This window comes from Kitasatospora phosalacinea (assembly GCF_000717185.1).
Taxonomy (GTDB): domain Bacteria; phylum Actinomycetota; class Actinomycetes; order Streptomycetales; family Streptomycetaceae; genus Kitasatospora; species Kitasatospora phosalacinea_A.
The window spans coordinates 61424-77643 of sequence record NZ_JNYE01000001.1; the positions used below are offsets into that span (position 1 = coordinate 61424).

Here is a 16220-nt window from a genome sequence, read left to right on the forward strand (position 1 = left end):
CGTCCCGCCCGGCCGTGACCAGAAAGTGGCCCCGCCCGCTCCTCCCGAAGTCCGACCCCCGCCCGCCCGCCGTCACCCTTCCCTCCCGCACCGATCTATGCCATTTTACATGTCACACATCAGATGGTCGGCGCCCTCAGGCCGACCGCCTCAACCGCTCGGAGCCCCCACCGTGCGTCACATCCGCATATCGATGGCCCAGTTGGGCCGGGTGTTCGCCCTGGCGTTCGCACTCGTGCTCACCATCGGGCTGTTCTCCCCGCAGGGCAGCGCGTTCGCCGCCCCCACCCCGTCCGGCACCGGCGCCCCCACCGGGACGTCGGCCGGGACGCCCGCCGGAACGTCCGCCGACCCGGCCGCGCACCCCGTCCCGAAGTCCCCCGACGAGCCCGCCGACAACCGCCCGACCCCGGGCGAGGTCGACACCGGCAGCGGCACCGGGTCCGCGCCGCAGAAGGCCAGCCGGAGCGGCAGTCCGGCCAAGGCGGTCAAGAAGCTCGGCTCGCTCGCCGCCGACGCCAACGGCTGCGACACCGCACTGTTCGGCTCCACCGGCGGCGACGCCCTGGTGAAGGCGGTCGAGTCCGCCTCCCTCGACTGCCTGGGCAAGCTCTACGACATCACCGGCACCGACGCGGGCAACACCTTCCGCGAGCCGCAGATGGTCGCCGTGGCGGACGCCCTGCGCACCGCCTCCGCGAGCTACGACGGCACCGACTCCGGCTCCGTCGCCCAACTGGTCGCCTTCCTGCGGGCCGGCTACTACGTCCAGTGGTACAACACGGACGCGGTCGGCTCCTACGGCAGCGCCCTGCAGGGCTCGATCCGCGGCGCGCTGGACGCGTTCCACTCCGCCCCGCACGCGAAGGACGTCACCGAGGCCAACGGCCAGATCCTCTCCGAGGCCGTCGTCCTGATCGACTCCGCCCAGGAGAACGCCCGCTACACCGGCGTGGTCAAGGACCTGCTGAACCGCTACACCCCCGCCTGGACCGGCGGCATGTGGAGCGCCGTCTCGCACACCAGGCTGATCCTGGAGAACGGCCTCGGCGACGACGCCTTCAACGCCGCCCTGGCCGCCGACCCGGCGGTGGCCGACTCCCTGGCCTCCTTCGTCAAGCGCAACAGCTCGATGATCACCGGCGGCGACCTGGCCACCGGCCTGGGCATCGACCTCGGCGCCTTCCTGGAGCAGCCGGTGCTGCGGGCCCAGGCCCGCCCGCTGGTCAAGGAGCTGGTCAACGCCTTCCCGCTGGTCGGCGCCACCGGCCCGCTCACCATGAACCTCGCGTGGTTCACGGAGAAGAGGGACGAGGGCCACTGCTCCTACTACGGCCTGTGCGACCTGCCGACCCGGCTGGCCCCGCTGGTCCTGACCGTCGACCGGGTCTGCAGCCCGACCCTGCACATCCGCGCCCAGGCCCTGTCCGCCGACGAGCTGGACGGCACCTGCTCCAGCCTCGCCAACGAGGACGCCCTCTTCCACAGCGTGGTCAAGGACGGCGGCCCGGTCGCCGACGACGTCAACACCTCGCTGGAGGTCGTGGTCTACGACTCCTCCTACGACTACCGCCTGTACGCCTGGTCGATGTTCGACATCGACGTCGACAACGGCGGCATGTACCTGGAGGGCGAGCCGAGCGAGCCCGGCAACCAGGCCCGCTTCATCGCCCACGAGGCGGAGTGGCTGCGTCCGGCCTTCTCGATCTGGAACCTCAACCACGAGTACGCGCACTACCTCGACGGCCGCTTCGACTTCCACGGCGACTTCGACGCCGGCCAGAGCGTCCCCAACATCTGGTGGATCGAGGGCTTCGCCGAGTACATGTCCTACACCTACCGGGACGTCAGCTACGACGACGCGATCGCGCAGGCCGCCCTGGGCACCTACGAGCTGAGCACCCTGTTCGACACCACGTACGAGAACACCGACCAGACCCGCACCTACAACTGGGGCTACCTGGCCGTCCGCTACCTGCTCCAGTCGCACCCGCAGGACGTCGCCGCCTACCTGGCCAGGACCCGCACCGGCGACTACACCGGCGCCCGCGCCGTCGTCACCGGCATCGGCACCTCGTACGACGCCGACTTCGCCAAGTACCTGGCGGCCTGCGGCGCCGGGGACTGCGGCACCCTGCAGCCCGCCGCCGCCCCGCTCTGCACCGACCAGGACACCCGCCGGTACGAGCAGGGCTGCCGCCGCGACGGCGTCTCCGCGACCACCGGCAACTACAGCTACAACTTCCTGAACCTGCCCGCCGGGGTCAAGCAGCTGACCATCACCACCAGCGGCGGCACCGGCAACGCCGACCTGTACTGGAACCCGGGCAACTGGGCGACCACCGGCTCCTACGCCGCCAAGTCGACCGGCACCGGCAACGGCGAGACGCTGACCGTCACCGACCCGCCCGCCGGCTGGGTGTACTTCAGCCTCCACGCGCAGGACGGCTTCTCCGGAGTCACCGTCACCACGCAGTACTGACCGGCCCCCTGACGACGGCGAGCCCGCGGATCCCGGATCCGCGGGCCTCGTCAGCGTTCCGTCCGAAGTCTCACTAGCGGGTGAACTTCGGCGTGGAAACGGGTTGCACTGCGGACCGATGCTCTACAGTTTTCCTGGCGTGTCGGGCGTTTCGCCTGGTCAGGGGGCCCCATCGGCTGACTCTCCGTCAGCGGCCGAGGTAGGGCGGGTGGGACTCGAACCCACGACCAAGGGATTATGAGTCCCCTGCTCTAACCGGCTGAGCTACCGCCCCCCGACTCGACCCGCCGGGGCCGACGAAGCGGTCCTGGCAGCAGCAGACGGCCCCTCAGGGCCGCCCCCGGCAGCATAGCCGGTCGATCACCCGTGGTGCGCGCCGGGGGCGCATCCGGGTACGCACGGCCCGCGGCCCGTCCGCACCCCGGCCGGTCCGGTGGCGGGGCCGGGCGACGGCGGGTGAGGCTTGACCGTCGGGTTGGCGCGAGCGGGAGCGGGTGGCCGGGATGAAGCGGTCCGTGGGTGCGGCGGCGTTGACGGCGGTCCCGGCCCTGGCGGCGGCCGGCGGCGACTCCTCCGGCGGCGGGGCGGACACCCCGGCGGGCCTCTGGCCCCTCGACGCGGTGACCGTCGACCCGAGCCGGCGCCGCAGCGGCAACCAGGACCTGGACGCGGCCTTCGCGACCGTGCGGCCGCAGGACGGGCAGCAGGTGCAGGAGGTGCCGGGCGGCAACCGGCTCGGCACCGACCGGGGCCACCGGCTGGAGGCGAAGGTCACCGGCCACCCGAGCAGCGCCGACCGGCCGATCACCTGCACCACCACCACCGCCGCCGAGCAGAGCCCCACCCAGCTGCGGATCGACCGCCCCGGCTACACCAACGGCAGCCCCTGGGTCACCGACCTCGCCCCGCGGACCCGCACCCGCACCCGCACCCGCACTGTGGTCGGCGTGGTCGGCGGCCACCGGGAGGGCGGCGACACCGCGGACACCTCCTGCAGCAGCTGCTTCGGCGAACAGGTCCGGGCGCTCCACCAGCAGGCGTCCGGCAGCCCGTGACCCCGCGTCAGGACGCGCACCGGGCCGTGGTAGACCTTGCTGCGACCGCCGCCCGGCATCCCGGGCGGGCCGCCGAACGGAAGCGAGCCGCGGTGCCGCGCACCTCCCCCCGATCCGGCCCGTCCCCGGCCGCCCGGGCCGCCGCGGCCCGAGCGGCCGGGGCGGCCGGGGCGCTGGTGCTGCTGCTGGCCGCGGCCGGCTGCGGCTCCGCCGAGCAGGCCGGCCGCGCACCGGAGCAGACGGCCGCCCGCCCCGCCCCGTCCGGCCCGGCCGCCGACCGGGTCGGCGCGCTGTTCGTCGCGGACACCGGCGGCGCCCGGGTCTGTACCGCGAGCGTGGTGCACAGCCCCGACCGGAACCTGCTGATCACCGCCGCCCACTGCGCGGCCCCCGACGGCGTCCCGCTGGACGGCCTGGTCTTCGCCCCCGGCTACCGCGACGGCCTGGCCCCGCACGGGACGTGGCCGGTCACCGCGGTGACCGTCGCCCCCGCCTGGGAGGACGGGCAGGACGAGGACGCCGACGTCGCCTTCCTCGCCGTCGGCCCGCTCGACGGGCGGCAGGTCGAGGACGAGGTGGGCTCCGGCGCGTTCGCCGCCGGACTCGGCACCGGCCGGGAGGTCACCGTCACCGGCTACCCCAACGCGGACGACGCCCCGATCACCTGCCGGGCCCGCACCTCCCCGTACGGCGCCACCCAGCAGCGCTTCGACTGCGCCGGGTTCACCAACGGCACCAGCGGCAGCCCGTGGACCACCGACGCGGGCCAGGTGATCGGGGTGATAGGGGGTTACCAGGCGGGCGGCGCGAGCCCGGACACCTCGTACAGCGTGGCCTTCGACGCGCACGTCGCCGACCTGTACCGGCGGGCCGCCTCCGGCTGAAGCGGCCGGGGTTCCGACGCCCCCGGAGCCTCCGTGGCCTCCGTGGCCTCCGTGGCATTTGAGCAGGGAGAACACGAAGGCCCCCCGGCATCGCCGAAGGGCCTTCGCTCCGTGCTCGTCACCGCGACTTCCGGTGAAGCTCCCCCAATTGGACTCGAACCAATAACCTGCCGATTAACAGTCGGCTGCTCTGCCAATTGAGCTATGGGGGACCGCGCTCCTCCAATTGGACTCGAACCAATAACCTGCCGATTAACAGTCGGCTGCTCTGCCAATTGAGCTATGGAGGATCGTGCTTCCGCTCCGAGCCCCCCGGTCTCCGGATCGCTCCGGGGCCCACGGTGCTCGCTGCGGGACATACATTAGCGCACTCAGGGGGGTGTTCCGCCAATCGCTTTCCCCGGCGGCCTCCCCCACCTCGGGCGCGCCCCGGCGCCGGGCCGGACCGGCGCGCCCCGCGCGCGCCCCGCGCCGCGGACGGGGATGCTGGTGCACGGCGGCTCCGGCTGGCCCGGACCCGCCACCGGCCGGGTGGTTCACGGCCCGGCCGGACGGGTAGACGCGGCACACAATCGCGCGGCGACGAAGGGTGGAACCAGGGCATGTGGAAGGTGTCGTTGATCGTGGGCCTCGGGATCGGGTACGTCCTCGGTACCCGGGCCGGGCGCGAACGTTACGAGCAGTTGGCCGGCGCGGCCCGGCACGTGCGGGACAACCCGCGGGTGCAGGACGCCGCGGGCAAGGCCAAGCAGCAGGCGGGCGCGGTGGCCGGGAAGGCCGCCGGGGCGGTCGCCGACAAGGTCGGCGAGAAGCTGCCGAACGCGCTGACCGAGCGCGTCCCGTACTTCGCCAAGCAGCACGGCGAGGACGACGGCTGGGGCACCGTCCGCCCCTGATCCGCCGTCCGCCCCCGGGCCGGACCGGACGGTCGTCGGACGGGGTGGTTCCGGTACCGACTGGGCAACACTTGCGGCAGTCGGCCCCGCCCCGGCCGCCGACTGCGGCATGATCTCGGCATGGCCATCGTCGCGGGCATCGACAGCTCCACCACTCGCACCCGGATCGTCGCGTGCGACGCCGACACCGGCGCCGTGCTCAGGCAGGGCCGGGCCCCGCACCCGCTGCCCGAGGGCGAGGAGGGCCGGAGCACCGAGGTCGACCCGCAGACCTGGCTGCACTCGCTGGGCGACGCCGCCGCCGGGGGGCTGCTGGAGGGCGTCCGGGCGATCGGGGTGTCCGCGCAGCAGCACGGCCTGATCGGGCTGGACGCCGGAGGCGTGCTGGTGCGGCCCGCACTGCTGTGGAACGACCCCCGCTCGGCGGGTTCGGCGGCCGCGCTGCTGGACGCCCTGGGCGGGCCGCAGCCCTGGGTGGAGGCGATCGGCGCCGTCCCCGGCCCCACGTACACCATCGCCAAGCTGCGCTGGCTGGCCGAGTTCGAACCGGTCTCGGCGCAGCGGATCGCCGAGGTGCTGCTGCCGCACGACTGGCTGGTCTCCCAGCTGCTGGGCGGGCCGAAGCGGCGCACCACGGACCGCGGCGACGCCTCCGGCACCGGCTACTGGTCGCCGGTCACCGGCGAGTACCGGCAGGACCTGGTCAAGCTGGCGCTCGGCCACGAGCTGGCCGTCCCGGACGTGCTCGGCCCGGCCGAGCCCGCCGGGCACACCCCCGAGGGGCTGCTGATCTCGGCCGGCACCGGGGAGAACATGGCGGCCTCGCTCGGCCTCGGACTGGGCCCCGGCGACGCGGTGGTGTCGCTGGGCGGCAACGGGACGATCTTCGCGGTGCACGACCGGGCCGTGGTCGACCCGTCCGGCCTGGTCTCCTCGTTCGCGGACGCCACCGGCCGGCACCTGCCGATGGTGGCCACCCTGAACGCCGCGCAGGTGCTGCGCTCCACCGCCGCGATGTTCGGCACCGACCTGGAGGGCCTGTCCGAGCTGGCGCTGCAGTCCTCGCCCGGCGCGTACGGGATGGTGTTCCTGCCCTACCTGGACGGCGAGCGGACCCCGAAGCTGCCGCACGCCGCGGGCACCCTGACCGGGCTGCGGGCCGAGTCGATGGCGCCGCAGCACGTGGCGCGGGCCGCCGTCGAGGGCATGCTGTGCAACCTCGCGGAGGCGCTGGACGTGCTGCGCGGGCACGGCGTCGCGGTGAACCGGGTGTTCCTGCTCGGGACGGTCGGACGGCTGCCCGCCGTGCAGCAGATCGCGCCGCAGCTGTTCGGGCTGCCCGTGGTGGTGCCCCCGCCGGGCGACCACGCGGCGCGCGGCGCGGCGCGGCAGGCCGCCTGGGCCCTCGCCGGGACGCCCGAGCCCCCGCACTGGGAGCTGCCCGACCTGACCGTGCTCGCCCCCGAGCAGGAGCACGACCTCGCGGTCGGCAGCGCGGTGCGCCAGCAGTTCGCGGCGCTGCGCGAGCAGTACCACCCGGAGACCGCCTGACCCCGCCCGGCCCGCCCGGTCTCGCCCGGCCCCGCCGCCTGATGTGCGGGGTTCGCGGCCCGGTGCCACCGTGGAGGTTCCACGAGTGGAGGGACGTTCCGCCATGGCGTTGCACAAGGGCAAGAAGGACGAGGAGAAGCGGCTGCCGTTCAGCCCGCTGCACGTACTGACCGACCCGCTGGGGGCGATGCAGCAGGCCCCGCCGCTGCACCAGCTGCCCCGGGTGCCGGTCCCCCCGCCCGTCGCGTACCAGCTGATCCACGACGAGCTGATGCTGGACGGCAACGCGAAGCTCAACCTGGCGACCTTCGTCACCACCCAGATGGACGAGTACGCGGACCGGCTGATGTCCGAGTGCCGCGACAAGAACATGATCGACAAGGACGAGTACCCGCAGACCGCCGAACTGGAGCGGCGCTGCGTGGCGATCCTCGCCGACCTGTGGCACGCGCCCGACCCGTCGGCGGCGGTGGGCTGCTCGACCACCGGCTCCAGCGAGGCCTGCATGCTCGCCGGGATGGCGCTCAAGCGGCGCTGGATGGCCCGCAACGCCGACCGGTACGCGGCCGGGGCGCGGCCGAACCTGGTGATGGGCGTCAACGTGCAGGTCTGCTGGGAGAAGTTCTGCAACTTCTGGGAGGTCGAGGCGCGGCTCGTCCCGATGGAGGGCGAGCGTTTCCACCTCGACGCCGAGCAGGCGGTGGCGCACTGCGACGAGAACACCATCGGCGTGGTCGGCATCCTCGGCTCCACCTTCGACGGCTCGTACGAGCCGGTCGCCGAGATCTGCGCCGCCCTGGACGCCTTCCAGCAGCGCACCGGGCTGGACGTGCCGGTGCACGTGGACGGGGCCTCGGGCGGCATGGTCGCGCCGTTCCTGGACCCGGAGCTGGTGTGGGACTTCCGGCTGCCCCGGGTCGCCTCGATCAACACCAGCGGCCACAAGTACGGCCTGGTGTACCCGGGCGTCGGCTGGGCGCTGTGGCGGGACGGCGAGGCGCTGCCCGAGGAGCTGGTGTTCCGGGTCAACTACCTGGGCGGCGAGATGCCGACCTTCGCGCTGAACTTCTCCCGGCCGGGCTCGGAGGTGGTCGCCCAGTACTACGCGTTCCTGCGGCTCGGGTTCGCCGGTTACCACGCGATCCAGCAGGCCTGCCGGGACGTCGCCGGGTACCTGGCCGCGGAGGTCGAGAAGCTCGAGCCGTTCCGGCTGATCACCAGGGGCGACGAGCTGCCGGTGTTCGCGTTCACCACCGTCGACGACTGCCCGTTCGACGTGTTCGACGTCTCCCGGCGGCTGCGCGAACGCGGCTGGCAGGTGCCCGCGTACACCTTCCCGGAGGGGCGGACCGACCTGGCGGTGCTGCGGGTGGTGTGCCGCAACGGTTTCACCCGGGACCTGGCGGACCTGCTGCTGGCCGACCTGCGCCGACTGCTGCCCGAGCTGGAGCGCCAGCCCGCGCCGCTCAGCGAGCTGGGGATGCCGCAGCGCAGCGGGTTCCACCACTGACCGGACGGCGGAACCGGCCGGGGCGGTCGCGGTCGTGGTCGCGGTCGTGGTCGCGGTCGCGGAGCTAGTCGAGGTAGCCGCGGAGCTGGTCGGCGAAGGCGTGGTCGCGGAGCTTGCCGAGGGTCTTCGCCTCGATCTGCCGGATCCGCTCCCTGGTCACGCCGAACAGGTGGCCGATCTCCTCCAGGGTGCGGGGACGGCCGTCGCCGAGGCCGTAGCGGAGCTGGACCACCTGGCGCTCGCGCTCGCCGAGGGTGGCCAGCACCGCCTCCAGGTGCTCGCGCAGCAACAGGAAGGCGGCGCTCTCGGCCGGTGAGGCGGCGTCGGCGTCCTCGATCAGGTCGCCGAGCGCGACGTCGTCCTCCTCGCCGACCGGGGTGTGCAGGGAGACCGGCTCCTGGGCCAGCTTGAGGACCTCCCGGACCCGCTCCGGCGACAGCTGCAGCGCCTCGCCGACCTCGGCGGCGGTCGGCTCGACGCCGCGCTCCTGCAGCAGCGAGCGCTGCACCCGCAGCACCCGGTTGATCAGCTCCACCACGTGCACCGGCACCCGGATGGTGCGGGCCTGGTCGGCCAGGGCGCGGCTCATCGCCTGGCGTATCCACCAGGTCGCGTAGGTGGAGAACTTGTAGCCGCGCGCGTAGTCGAACTTCTCCACCGCCCTGATCAGGCCCAGGTTGCCCTCCTGCACCAGGTCGAGCAGGGTCAGGCCGCGCCCGACGTAGCGCTTGGCGACCGAGACCACCAGCCGCAGGTTGGCCTCGATCAGGCGCCGCTTGGCGATCCGGCCGAGCACCACCAGGCGGTCCAGGTCGCCGAGCAGGCGCTCGTCGGCGCCGGGGAGACGGTCCAGCGCCTCCTCCGCGAACAGGCCGGCCTCGATGGCGCGGGCCAGCTCCACCTCCTCGACCGCGGTCAGCAGCCGGATCCGGCCGATCTCCCGCAGGTACTGGCGCAGCAGGTCCGCCGCCGGGCCGGTGCCCTCGTCGAGCACGGGCTCCGGCGGCTCGTCGGCCAGCTCCTCGGCGGTCGGCTCCTCGGCGGTCGGCTCGGTGTCGGCCCCTTCGGCGGCGGGTTCGGTTGCGGCAGCGGCCGGTTCCGTGGCGGGGTGCTCGGAGCGCTCGGGGCCGGGCTGGGGCGGGATCGCGGCGCCCCGGACGGGGGTGGTCTGGGGCGGGCGGGCAACGGAAAGCTCCACGGGCATCCCTCCAGGGGCCGCGCGCGGCCTGGGGGTGCCGCGCCACACCCGAGGGGATACCCAGCCCGGCGGGCCCGGGCACCTGCGGGCGGCCGCGAGGTGGCCGGAAGGCACCCGGCGGGCGTGCGGGTGCCGGCTCCTGACGGCGGGTCAGAGCGCGGCGGCGCCGCGGGAGCGGAGCTGCTGGCCGTACTGCTGCAGGGCCCACAGCTCGCTCTGGACGGGGTGCTGCTCCTCGGCGGTGGCGCGGTCGCCGAGTCGGCGCAGGTGGGCGCGGACCTCGTCGATCCGGCGGTCCACGGCCTGCAGCCGCAGCTTGACCAGGAACTCCCCCGCGTACACCTCGTCGGCCTTGCGGCGGGAGCGGATCGGCTCGACGGTCAGCTCGGTGACCAGGCCGCGCACCTGGTCGTCCGGGCTGGCCTCGCGGACGGTGGCGGTGAAGTCGGGCAGGCTCGCGCCGTACGCGGTGCCGCCGGCCCGGCCGATCGCGCGGCGGACGGCGCAGTAGGGCGGGGTGGGGAACTCGTCCTCGCCGTACTGGTCGAAGGCCGGGCTGACCAGGTCGGGGTGCTGGAGGGCGAGCTTGAGCAGTTCGCGCTCGACGAACTGGGCCGGGTCGCGCGGGTTGAGCCGGAAGACGGGACGCTCGGGGCGGGCGGGCGGCCGGGCGGCGTCCGGGCGGCGCGGCGCGCGCTGCTGGCCGCTCTGCTGGTTCTCGCGCTGCCAGCGGGCGAGCTGGGCGATCCGGTTGACCACGAAGCGCTCGTCCAGGATGCCGACCATGCCAGCCAGCTGGACGGCGTACTCGTGCTGGATCGAGCGGTCCTTGATCTTGACGATGATCCCGGCGGCCTCCTCCAGCGCGGCGGCCCGGCCCTCCGCGGTGTCCACCCGGTGCCGGGCGACGGCCGAGCGGAGCGCGAACTCGAACAGCGGGACGGGGTTGTCCACCAGGGTGCGGACCGCCTCGTCGCCCTGGGCCAGGCGCAGTTCGCACGGGTCCATGCCGCCCGGGGTGATGGCGATGGAGGTGCGGGCGGCGAACTTCTGGTCGTCCTCGAAGGCCCGCAGGGCGGCCTTCTGGCCCGCGGCGTCGCCGTCGAAGGTGAAGACCGTCTCGCCGCGGTAGGTGGAGGTGTCCATCAGCAGCCGACGGATGATCTTGATGTGGTCCTCGCCGAAGGCGGTGCCGCAGGTGGCCACCGCCGTGGTGACGCCCGCCAGGTGGCAGGCCATCACGTCGGTGTAGCCCTCGACCACCACCGCCCGGCCGGACTTGGCGATCTCCTTGCGGGCCAGGTCGATGCCGTACAGGACGTTCGACTTCTTGTAGATCGGCGTCTCGGGGGTGTTCAGGTACTTGGGGCCGTTGTCGTCCTCGCGCAGGCGGCGCGCGCCGAAGCCCACCACGTCGCCCGCGCTGTCCCGGATCGGCCAGACCAGGCGGCCCCGGAAGCGGTCGATCAGGCCGCCGCGCTGGCCCTGCGAGGCCAGGCCGCCGACCGAGATCTCCTTGTCCGTGAAGCCGCGGCCGCGGAGGAAGCGCACCAGGTGCTCCCAGCCGACCGGGGCGTACCCCACCCCGAAGTGCTTGGCCGCGGCCTCGTCGAAGCCCCGCTCGGCCAGGAAGCGGCGGCCGATCTCCGCCTCGGGCGTGGCCAGTTGCTCCTGGAACCAGGCGGCGGCCACCTTGTGCGCCTCGACCAGCCTGGTCCGCTCGCCCTGCTGGTGCCGCGGACTGTAGCCGCCCTCCTCGTAGCGCAGGGTGACGCCCGCCTGGGCGGCCATCCGCTCGACCGCCTCCGCGAACGAGCAGTGCTCGATCTTCATCAGGAAGGTGATCGTGTCGCCGGACTCGCCGCAGCCGAAGCAGTGGAAGACGCCCTTGCCCGGGTGCACGTAGAAGGACGCCGACTTCTCGTCGTGGAACGGGCAGACGCCCTTCAGCTGCGCGCCGCCGCCGGCCGCCAGCTGCACGTAGTCGCCGACCACGGCGTCGATCGGCAGAGCGGCACGCACCGCCTGCACATCTTCGTCCCTGATCCGACCGGCCACCGGGAAAGTCTACGGGAGCGAGCCGGACACTCCGGGGGTGCGGCCCGGAGCCGGGGAAGGGAACGGCTGCAGGAGGGGGACGGGAGCGGGGGCCGGGGCCTGTGGCTCAGGGCTTCCGCTCGACCAGCTTGGCGTGCAGGGCGAGCGCGGAGGCGTCGGTGAGGGTGGCGATCTGGTCGATGACGGTGCGCAGCGCGGCGCGGCCGTCCTCGGCCTCCTCGTACTGGGCGGCGAACACCGGGTCCAGGTGGTGCGGGGCGTCGGTCAGCAGGGCCTCGGCCAGCTCGGCGATCACCACCCGCTGGCGGGAGCGGAGTTGGGCCTGCTCGTCGCGCTGCATCACGTACCGGACGGCGACCGCCTTGAGCACCGCGCACTCCAGCCGGACGCCGCGCGGGACGACCAGCTCGGCGGCGTACCGGGTGAGCGGGCCGGGGCCGTAGCGGGCCCGGGTGGCCTGCTCCGCGGCCAGGCAGAAGCGGCCGATCAGCTGGCTGGTGAGGTCCTTCAGGCCGGCCCGGGCGCGGGCGGTGCCGTCGTAGCCGACCGGCCACCAGTCCTCGGCCTGCAGCCGGTCCAGGGCCTCGCCGAACTCCTCCGGACCGGCCCCGGCGAACCGCTCGGCGGTCTTGAACAGCTCGGCCCGCTCCTCCGGGGAGCACAGCGCGGCCGGGTCGATGTGGCCGGCCTGCAGGCCGTCCTCCACGTCGTGGGTGGAGTAGGCGACGTCGTCCGACCAGTCCATCACCGTGGCCTCGAAGCACTTGCGGTCGTCGGGCGCGCCGGTGCGCATCCAGCGGAACACCGGCAGGTCGTCCCCGTACACGCCGTACTTGGTGGAGCCGGGGTCGGCGGGGTGCTGCCCGCGGGCCCACGGGTACTTGGTCGCGGCGTCCAGCGCGGCGCGGGTCAGGTTCAGGCCGACGCTGCGGCCGGGCCACGGGGCGAGCCGGACCTCCGGCTCGTCCGACGGGGCGAAGCGCTTGGGCTCCAGCCTGGTCAGGATGCGCAGCGACTGGGCGTTGCCCTCGAAGCCGCCGCAGGCCTCGGCGGCCTGGTCGAGCGCCTCCTCGCCGGTGTGGCCGAACGGCGGGTGGCCGATGTCGTGGGCCAGGCAGGCGGTCTCCACCAAGTCCGGGTCGCAGCCGAGCGCCGCGCCCAGCTCCCGGCCGACCTGGGCGCACTCCAGCGAGTGCGTCAGCCGGGTGCGCGGGAAGTCGCTGCGCATCGGCGCGACCACCTGGGTCGTCCCCGCCAGCCGCCGCAGCGCGGCGGAGTGCAGCACCCGGGCGCGGTCGCGCTGGAAGGCGGTGCGGCCGGGCCGCTTGTCGGGCTCGGGCACCCAGCGCGCCTCGGACTGCGGATCGTACGGAGCCGTGTTCTTCATATGCCAGTCACCGTACGCCGGATGACGGACATTCGACCCGGCGCCGCGCGAACGGGAGCGCGAACGGGAAGTGGCGGGCGCGGGTGCCCCGACCGAGGTTGCAGAGAATTCTCTGCAAAGAGGTCTATGCAGAGACTCCTCTGCAACCTACGCTGGACCCATGAACGAGCACCGCCCCGAAGACACCGGTCCTGCCGCCTCCCCCGAGGCACCGCGCCGCAAGCTGGACGCGGGTTCGCTGCGCGGGCTGGCCCATCCGCTGCGGATGCGGCTGCTGGACGAGCTGCGGCTGAACGGCCCCGCCACCTCCGCCCGGCTCTCCGAGCGGACCGGCGAGTCCACCGGCACCATCAGCTGGCACCTGCGGCACCTCGCCGAGCACGGCTTCATCGAGGAGGAACCCGGCCGCGGCACCAAGCGGGAACGCTGGTGGCGCGCCGTGCGCGGCGCCATCGTGCTGTCCGCCGCCGACTTCGACCGGGACCCGGCCACCCGCACCGCGCTCTCGGTCTACCAGGCCGAGAACCTGCGCCGGCAGTACCAGCGGGTCGCCGACTCGCTGGCCGCCGACTGGCAGGGCGAGTGGCACGGCACCGGCTCCGTCAGCGACTGGAGCAACCTCCGGCTGACGTCCGTCCAGCTCCAGGCCCTGATCGACGAGCTGGCCGCCGTGGTCGCCCGCCACACCCCCGACCCGGACGCCGCCCCCGACCCCGCGGCGCGACCGGTCATCGTCCAGATCCAGGCACTGCCCCGGAAGGAACCCGACCTGCCATGACCAACCCCCTCCCCACCCCCGTCGGCCGTGCCGGTCGCGCTGGTCGTGCTGGCCGTGCTGGCCGTGCCGCGGGAACGCCCGCCGGGCTGCTGCGGCGGCACCGCGACTTCCGGATGCTGTGGATCGGCGAGACCGCCAACAAGTACGGTTCCGCGGTCACCGGCCTGGCCCTGCCGCTGATCGCGGTCAGCACCCTGCACGCGAGCACCCTCCAGGTCGGACTGCTCGGCGCCGCGGGCTGGCTGCCCTGGCTGCTGATCGGCCTGCCCGCCGGGGTGTGGGTGGACCGGCTGCGCTGCCGCCCGATCATGCTCACCGCGACCGCCGTCTCGCTGCTGCTGTACGCCACCGTGCCGCTGGCCGCGATGGCCGGAGGGCTGACGCTGTGGCACCTGCTGGCCGTCGCGCTGCTCGCCGGGGTGGCCGGGGTGTTCTTCCAGACCGCGTACACCGCGTACCTGCCGCAGCTGCTCGAACCCGCCGACCAGTCCGAGGGCAACGCCAAGCTGCACGGCAGCGCCTCCGCCGCGGGCATCGTCGGGCTGGGCAGCGGCGGCCTGATCGCCCAACTGGCCGGGCCGGTCAACGGGCTGCTGGCCAACACCGCGACGTTCCTGCTCTCGCTCTGGTGCACCGCCCGGATCGGGCACCACGAGACCGGCCGCGCGGAGCGGCCCCGCCGGGCCCTGGGCCGGGAGATCGGCGAGGGGCTGCGACTGCTCGCCTCCGACGTCTGGTTCCGCACCTTCGCGCTGTTCGGCGCCGCGTCCAACCTGGCCCTGACGGGCTACCAGTCGCTGCTGGTGGTCTTCCTGATCCGCGAGGTCGGCGTCGGCGAGGGCACCGTCGGCCTGCTGGTCGCGCTGGCCTCCACCGGGGGCGTCCTCGGGGCGGCCGTCGCCCGCCGGATCGCCGCCCGGCTCGGCACCTCGCGGGCGATGCTGCTGCTGGAGCTCGTCCTGCCCGCCCTGACCGTCCTCATCCCGCTGACCGGCCGCGGCGCCGGGCTGGCCTGGTACCTGATCGGCGGGTTCGGCGCCTCCTGCGGGGTCGTCGCCGGGAACGTCATCAAGTCGACCTTCCAGCAGCGCTACTGCCCGCCGGAGCTGCTCGGTCGGCTCTCCGCCAGCAGCGCGGTGCTCAACTTCGGGTCCATCCCGCTCGGTGCGCTGCTGGCCGGCGTCCTCGGCACCCAGCTCGGCGTGCGGCCCGCGATGTGGCTGATGACCGTCGGGGTGCCGCTGGCCGCCCTGATCCTCTGGTGCTCGCCGATGCGACGCGTCCGCGACCTGCCCACCGAGCGCCGCGAACCGGTCCGCGGGAGCGGCGTGGCGGTGACGGCGGCGGCGTGCCGGTGACGGCGGCGTCCGTCGGGTGGTCCGCGGTCCGGCGGGCGCGGGTGCGCTGGTGGGTGCGGCGGGTACGAGTACGGGTGCGGCAGGTGGGGCGGGTGCGGTGCGGGAGGTGGGGCGGGTGCGGTGCGGGAGGTGGCTGGGGGTCAGCCGACCAGGCGGGCGACCCGGGCGACGCAGGACTGGTACCGCTCCAGGACCAGCCGGGCCATGGCGGGGTGGTCGCCGAGCGGGGCGGAGGTCAGTGCACCGCCCGCGGCCGCGGCCAGGCGGGCGAAGTCGCCCGGGGCGGTGAAGTAGGAGGCGACGGCGACCCGCGGGTGGCCCTCGGCGGTGAGTTCGGCGACCCGGGCGGCCACGCTCGGACCGCTCGCCGTCACGTACCCCGGCCGGACGGTGACGCCCAGCCTGGCCGCCAGCAGCGCGGCCTGCGTCCCGCTGTCCTCGGCGGCGTCCCGGTCGCGGGAGCCGGAGGCGGCGAGGACCACGGGCTCGCCCCGCCAGCCGGCCGACACCAGGCGGTCGGCCAGCGCCTCGGTGAGCAGCGGGTCGGGGCCCAGCGGCGGGGCGCACTCCCCCACCAGGTGCGGTGCGGCGGCCAGCGTCCGGGGGATGTCCACCTTGCTGTGGTAGCCGCGGCCGAGCAGCAGCGGCACCAGGACCACCCGGCCGCTCAGCTCGTCCAGCACCTCGGGCAGCAGCGGGTCGTTCAGGCCGAGGTGCCCGAGCCGGATGTCCAGCTCCGGCCGGGACCGCCGCAACCGGGCGTGCAGCAGGGAGAGTTCGACGGACGCGGCCGGGTCGTGCGAGCCGTGCGCGACCAGCACCAGGGCCGGGCGGCGGGCCGCGTGCAGCACCCGCAGCGGGGCGAGGCGGCCGGGGAGCGAAGTGGTGGTCATGCCGCCACCCTGCCGGACGCCTGTTTCGGCCCGGTTGCCCACCGGTCACGAGCGGTTACCCGGCTCTCACCCGACCTGTCTGCGGGGGTGAGCGGCCCACGGGGGGTGCGCGGCCCGACCGCTCCCGTCACCACCGGCGGCGCACGACCCACCGGGCCGGGCCTCGCGGG

At 74.3% G+C, this 16220-nt stretch carries 12 protein-coding genes and 3 tRNA genes; 8 read left to right on the plus strand and 7 right to left on the minus strand.

Going from position 1 to position 16220, the window contains the following annotated elements; translation table 11 throughout:
* The first annotated feature begins 172 nt into the window (after window positions 1-172).
* A complete protein-coding gene (locus OO57_RS00285) occupies window positions 173-2482 on the plus strand; it encodes a M9 family metallopeptidase (protein ID WP_234337168.1) in 2310 nt (769 codons plus the stop codon).
* A 200-nt stretch (window positions 2483-2682) separates the two neighbouring features.
* Here the strand turns inward: OO57_RS00285 and OO57_RS00290 are convergent.
* Window positions 2683-2756, minus strand: a tRNA-Ile gene (locus OO57_RS00290).
* A gap of 229 nt (window positions 2757-2985) precedes the next feature.
* On the opposite strand from OO57_RS00290, the gene OO57_RS00295 reads away from it, so the two are divergent.
* Both OO57_RS00295 and OO57_RS46625 read left to right on the plus strand, forming a co-directional pair.
* Entirely contained in the window at window positions 2986-3537 is a 552-nt protein-coding gene (locus tag OO57_RS00295; protein WP_051776271.1) for a hypothetical protein, read from the plus strand.
* On the plus strand, window positions 3534-4421 hold the full coding sequence (locus OO57_RS46625; RefSeq protein ID WP_267884940.1) for a trypsin-like serine peptidase: 888 nt from the start codon (window positions 3534-3536) through the stop codon (window positions 4419-4421). The genes OO57_RS00295 and OO57_RS46625 overlap by 4 nt, the downstream gene beginning before the upstream one ends.
* A 139-nt stretch (window positions 4422-4560) precedes the next feature.
* Here OO57_RS46625 and OO57_RS00305 read toward each other — a convergent pair.
* Together OO57_RS00305 and OO57_RS00310 are read right to left on the minus strand one after the other, a co-directional pair.
* Window positions 4561-4633, minus strand: a tRNA-Asn gene (locus tag OO57_RS00305).
* Window positions 4634-4638: 5 nt separating this feature from the next.
* A tRNA-Asn gene (locus OO57_RS00310) sits at window positions 4639-4711 on the minus strand.
* Between the two features lie 312 nt (window positions 4712-5023).
* Here OO57_RS00310 and OO57_RS00315 point away from each other — a divergent pair.
* The 3 genes from OO57_RS00315 (at window position 5024) to OO57_RS00325 (ending at window position 8378) form a co-directional block, all read left to right on the plus strand.
* Complete coding sequence (locus OO57_RS00315) at window positions 5024-5317, plus strand: hypothetical protein (protein ID WP_033250155.1); 294 nt, start codon at window positions 5024-5026, stop codon at window positions 5315-5317.
* 120 nt (window positions 5318-5437) lie between these two features.
* Complete coding sequence (locus tag OO57_RS00320; protein WP_033250156.1) at window positions 5438-6868, plus strand: FGGY family carbohydrate kinase; 1431 nt, start codon at window positions 5438-5440, stop codon at window positions 6866-6868.
* A 103-nt stretch (window positions 6869-6971) separates the two neighbouring features.
* On the plus strand, window positions 6972-8378 hold the full coding sequence (locus OO57_RS00325) for a glutamate decarboxylase (protein WP_033250157.1): 1407 nt from the start codon (window positions 6972-6974) through the stop codon (window positions 8376-8378).
* A gap of 64 nt (window positions 8379-8442) precedes the next feature.
* On the opposite strand, the gene OO57_RS00330 is transcribed toward OO57_RS00325, so the two are convergent.
* The 3 genes from OO57_RS00330 to OO57_RS00340 all read right to left on the minus strand — a co-directional run bounded on the left by OO57_RS00330 (window position 8443) and on the right by OO57_RS00340 (window position 13021).
* Complete coding sequence (locus OO57_RS00330) at window positions 8443-9582, minus strand: RNA polymerase sigma factor (protein WP_033250158.1); 1140 nt, start codon at window positions 9580-9582, stop codon at window positions 8443-8445.
* A 144-nt stretch (window positions 9583-9726) separates the two neighbouring features.
* On the minus strand, window positions 9727-11634 hold the full coding sequence (gene dnaG / locus OO57_RS00335) for a DNA primase (RefSeq protein WP_033250159.1): 1908 nt from the start codon (window positions 11632-11634) through the stop codon (window positions 9727-9729).
* Window positions 11635-11740: 106 nt separating this feature from the next.
* Window positions 11741-13021: a deoxyguanosinetriphosphate triphosphohydrolase gene (locus tag OO57_RS00340; protein WP_033250160.1), complete on the minus strand. Its 1281-nt coding sequence runs from the start codon at window positions 13019-13021 to the stop codon at window positions 11741-11743.
* 160 nt (window positions 13022-13181) lie between these two features.
* Here OO57_RS00340 and OO57_RS00345 point away from each other — a divergent pair, with 160 nt between their 5' ends.
* On the plus strand, window positions 13182-13799 hold the full coding sequence (locus tag OO57_RS00345) for a helix-turn-helix domain-containing protein (protein ID WP_033250161.1): 618 nt from the start codon (window positions 13182-13184) through the stop codon (window positions 13797-13799).
* A 113-nt stretch (window positions 13800-13912) separates the two neighbouring features.
* Window positions 13913-15157, plus strand: coding sequence for an MFS transporter (locus tag OO57_RS00350; protein ID WP_051776273.1), 1245 nt, complete (start codon window positions 13913-13915; stop codon window positions 15155-15157).
* Between the two features lie 140 nt (window positions 15158-15297).
* Here OO57_RS00350 and OO57_RS00355 read toward each other — a convergent pair whose 3' ends face one another.
* The gene (locus OO57_RS00355; protein ID WP_051776274.1) at window positions 15298-16050 is read right to left on the minus strand and encodes a sirohydrochlorin chelatase; all 753 of its coding nucleotides are present in this window, start codon (window positions 16048-16050) and stop codon (window positions 15298-15300) included.
* Window positions 16051-16220 lie beyond the last annotated feature (170 nt).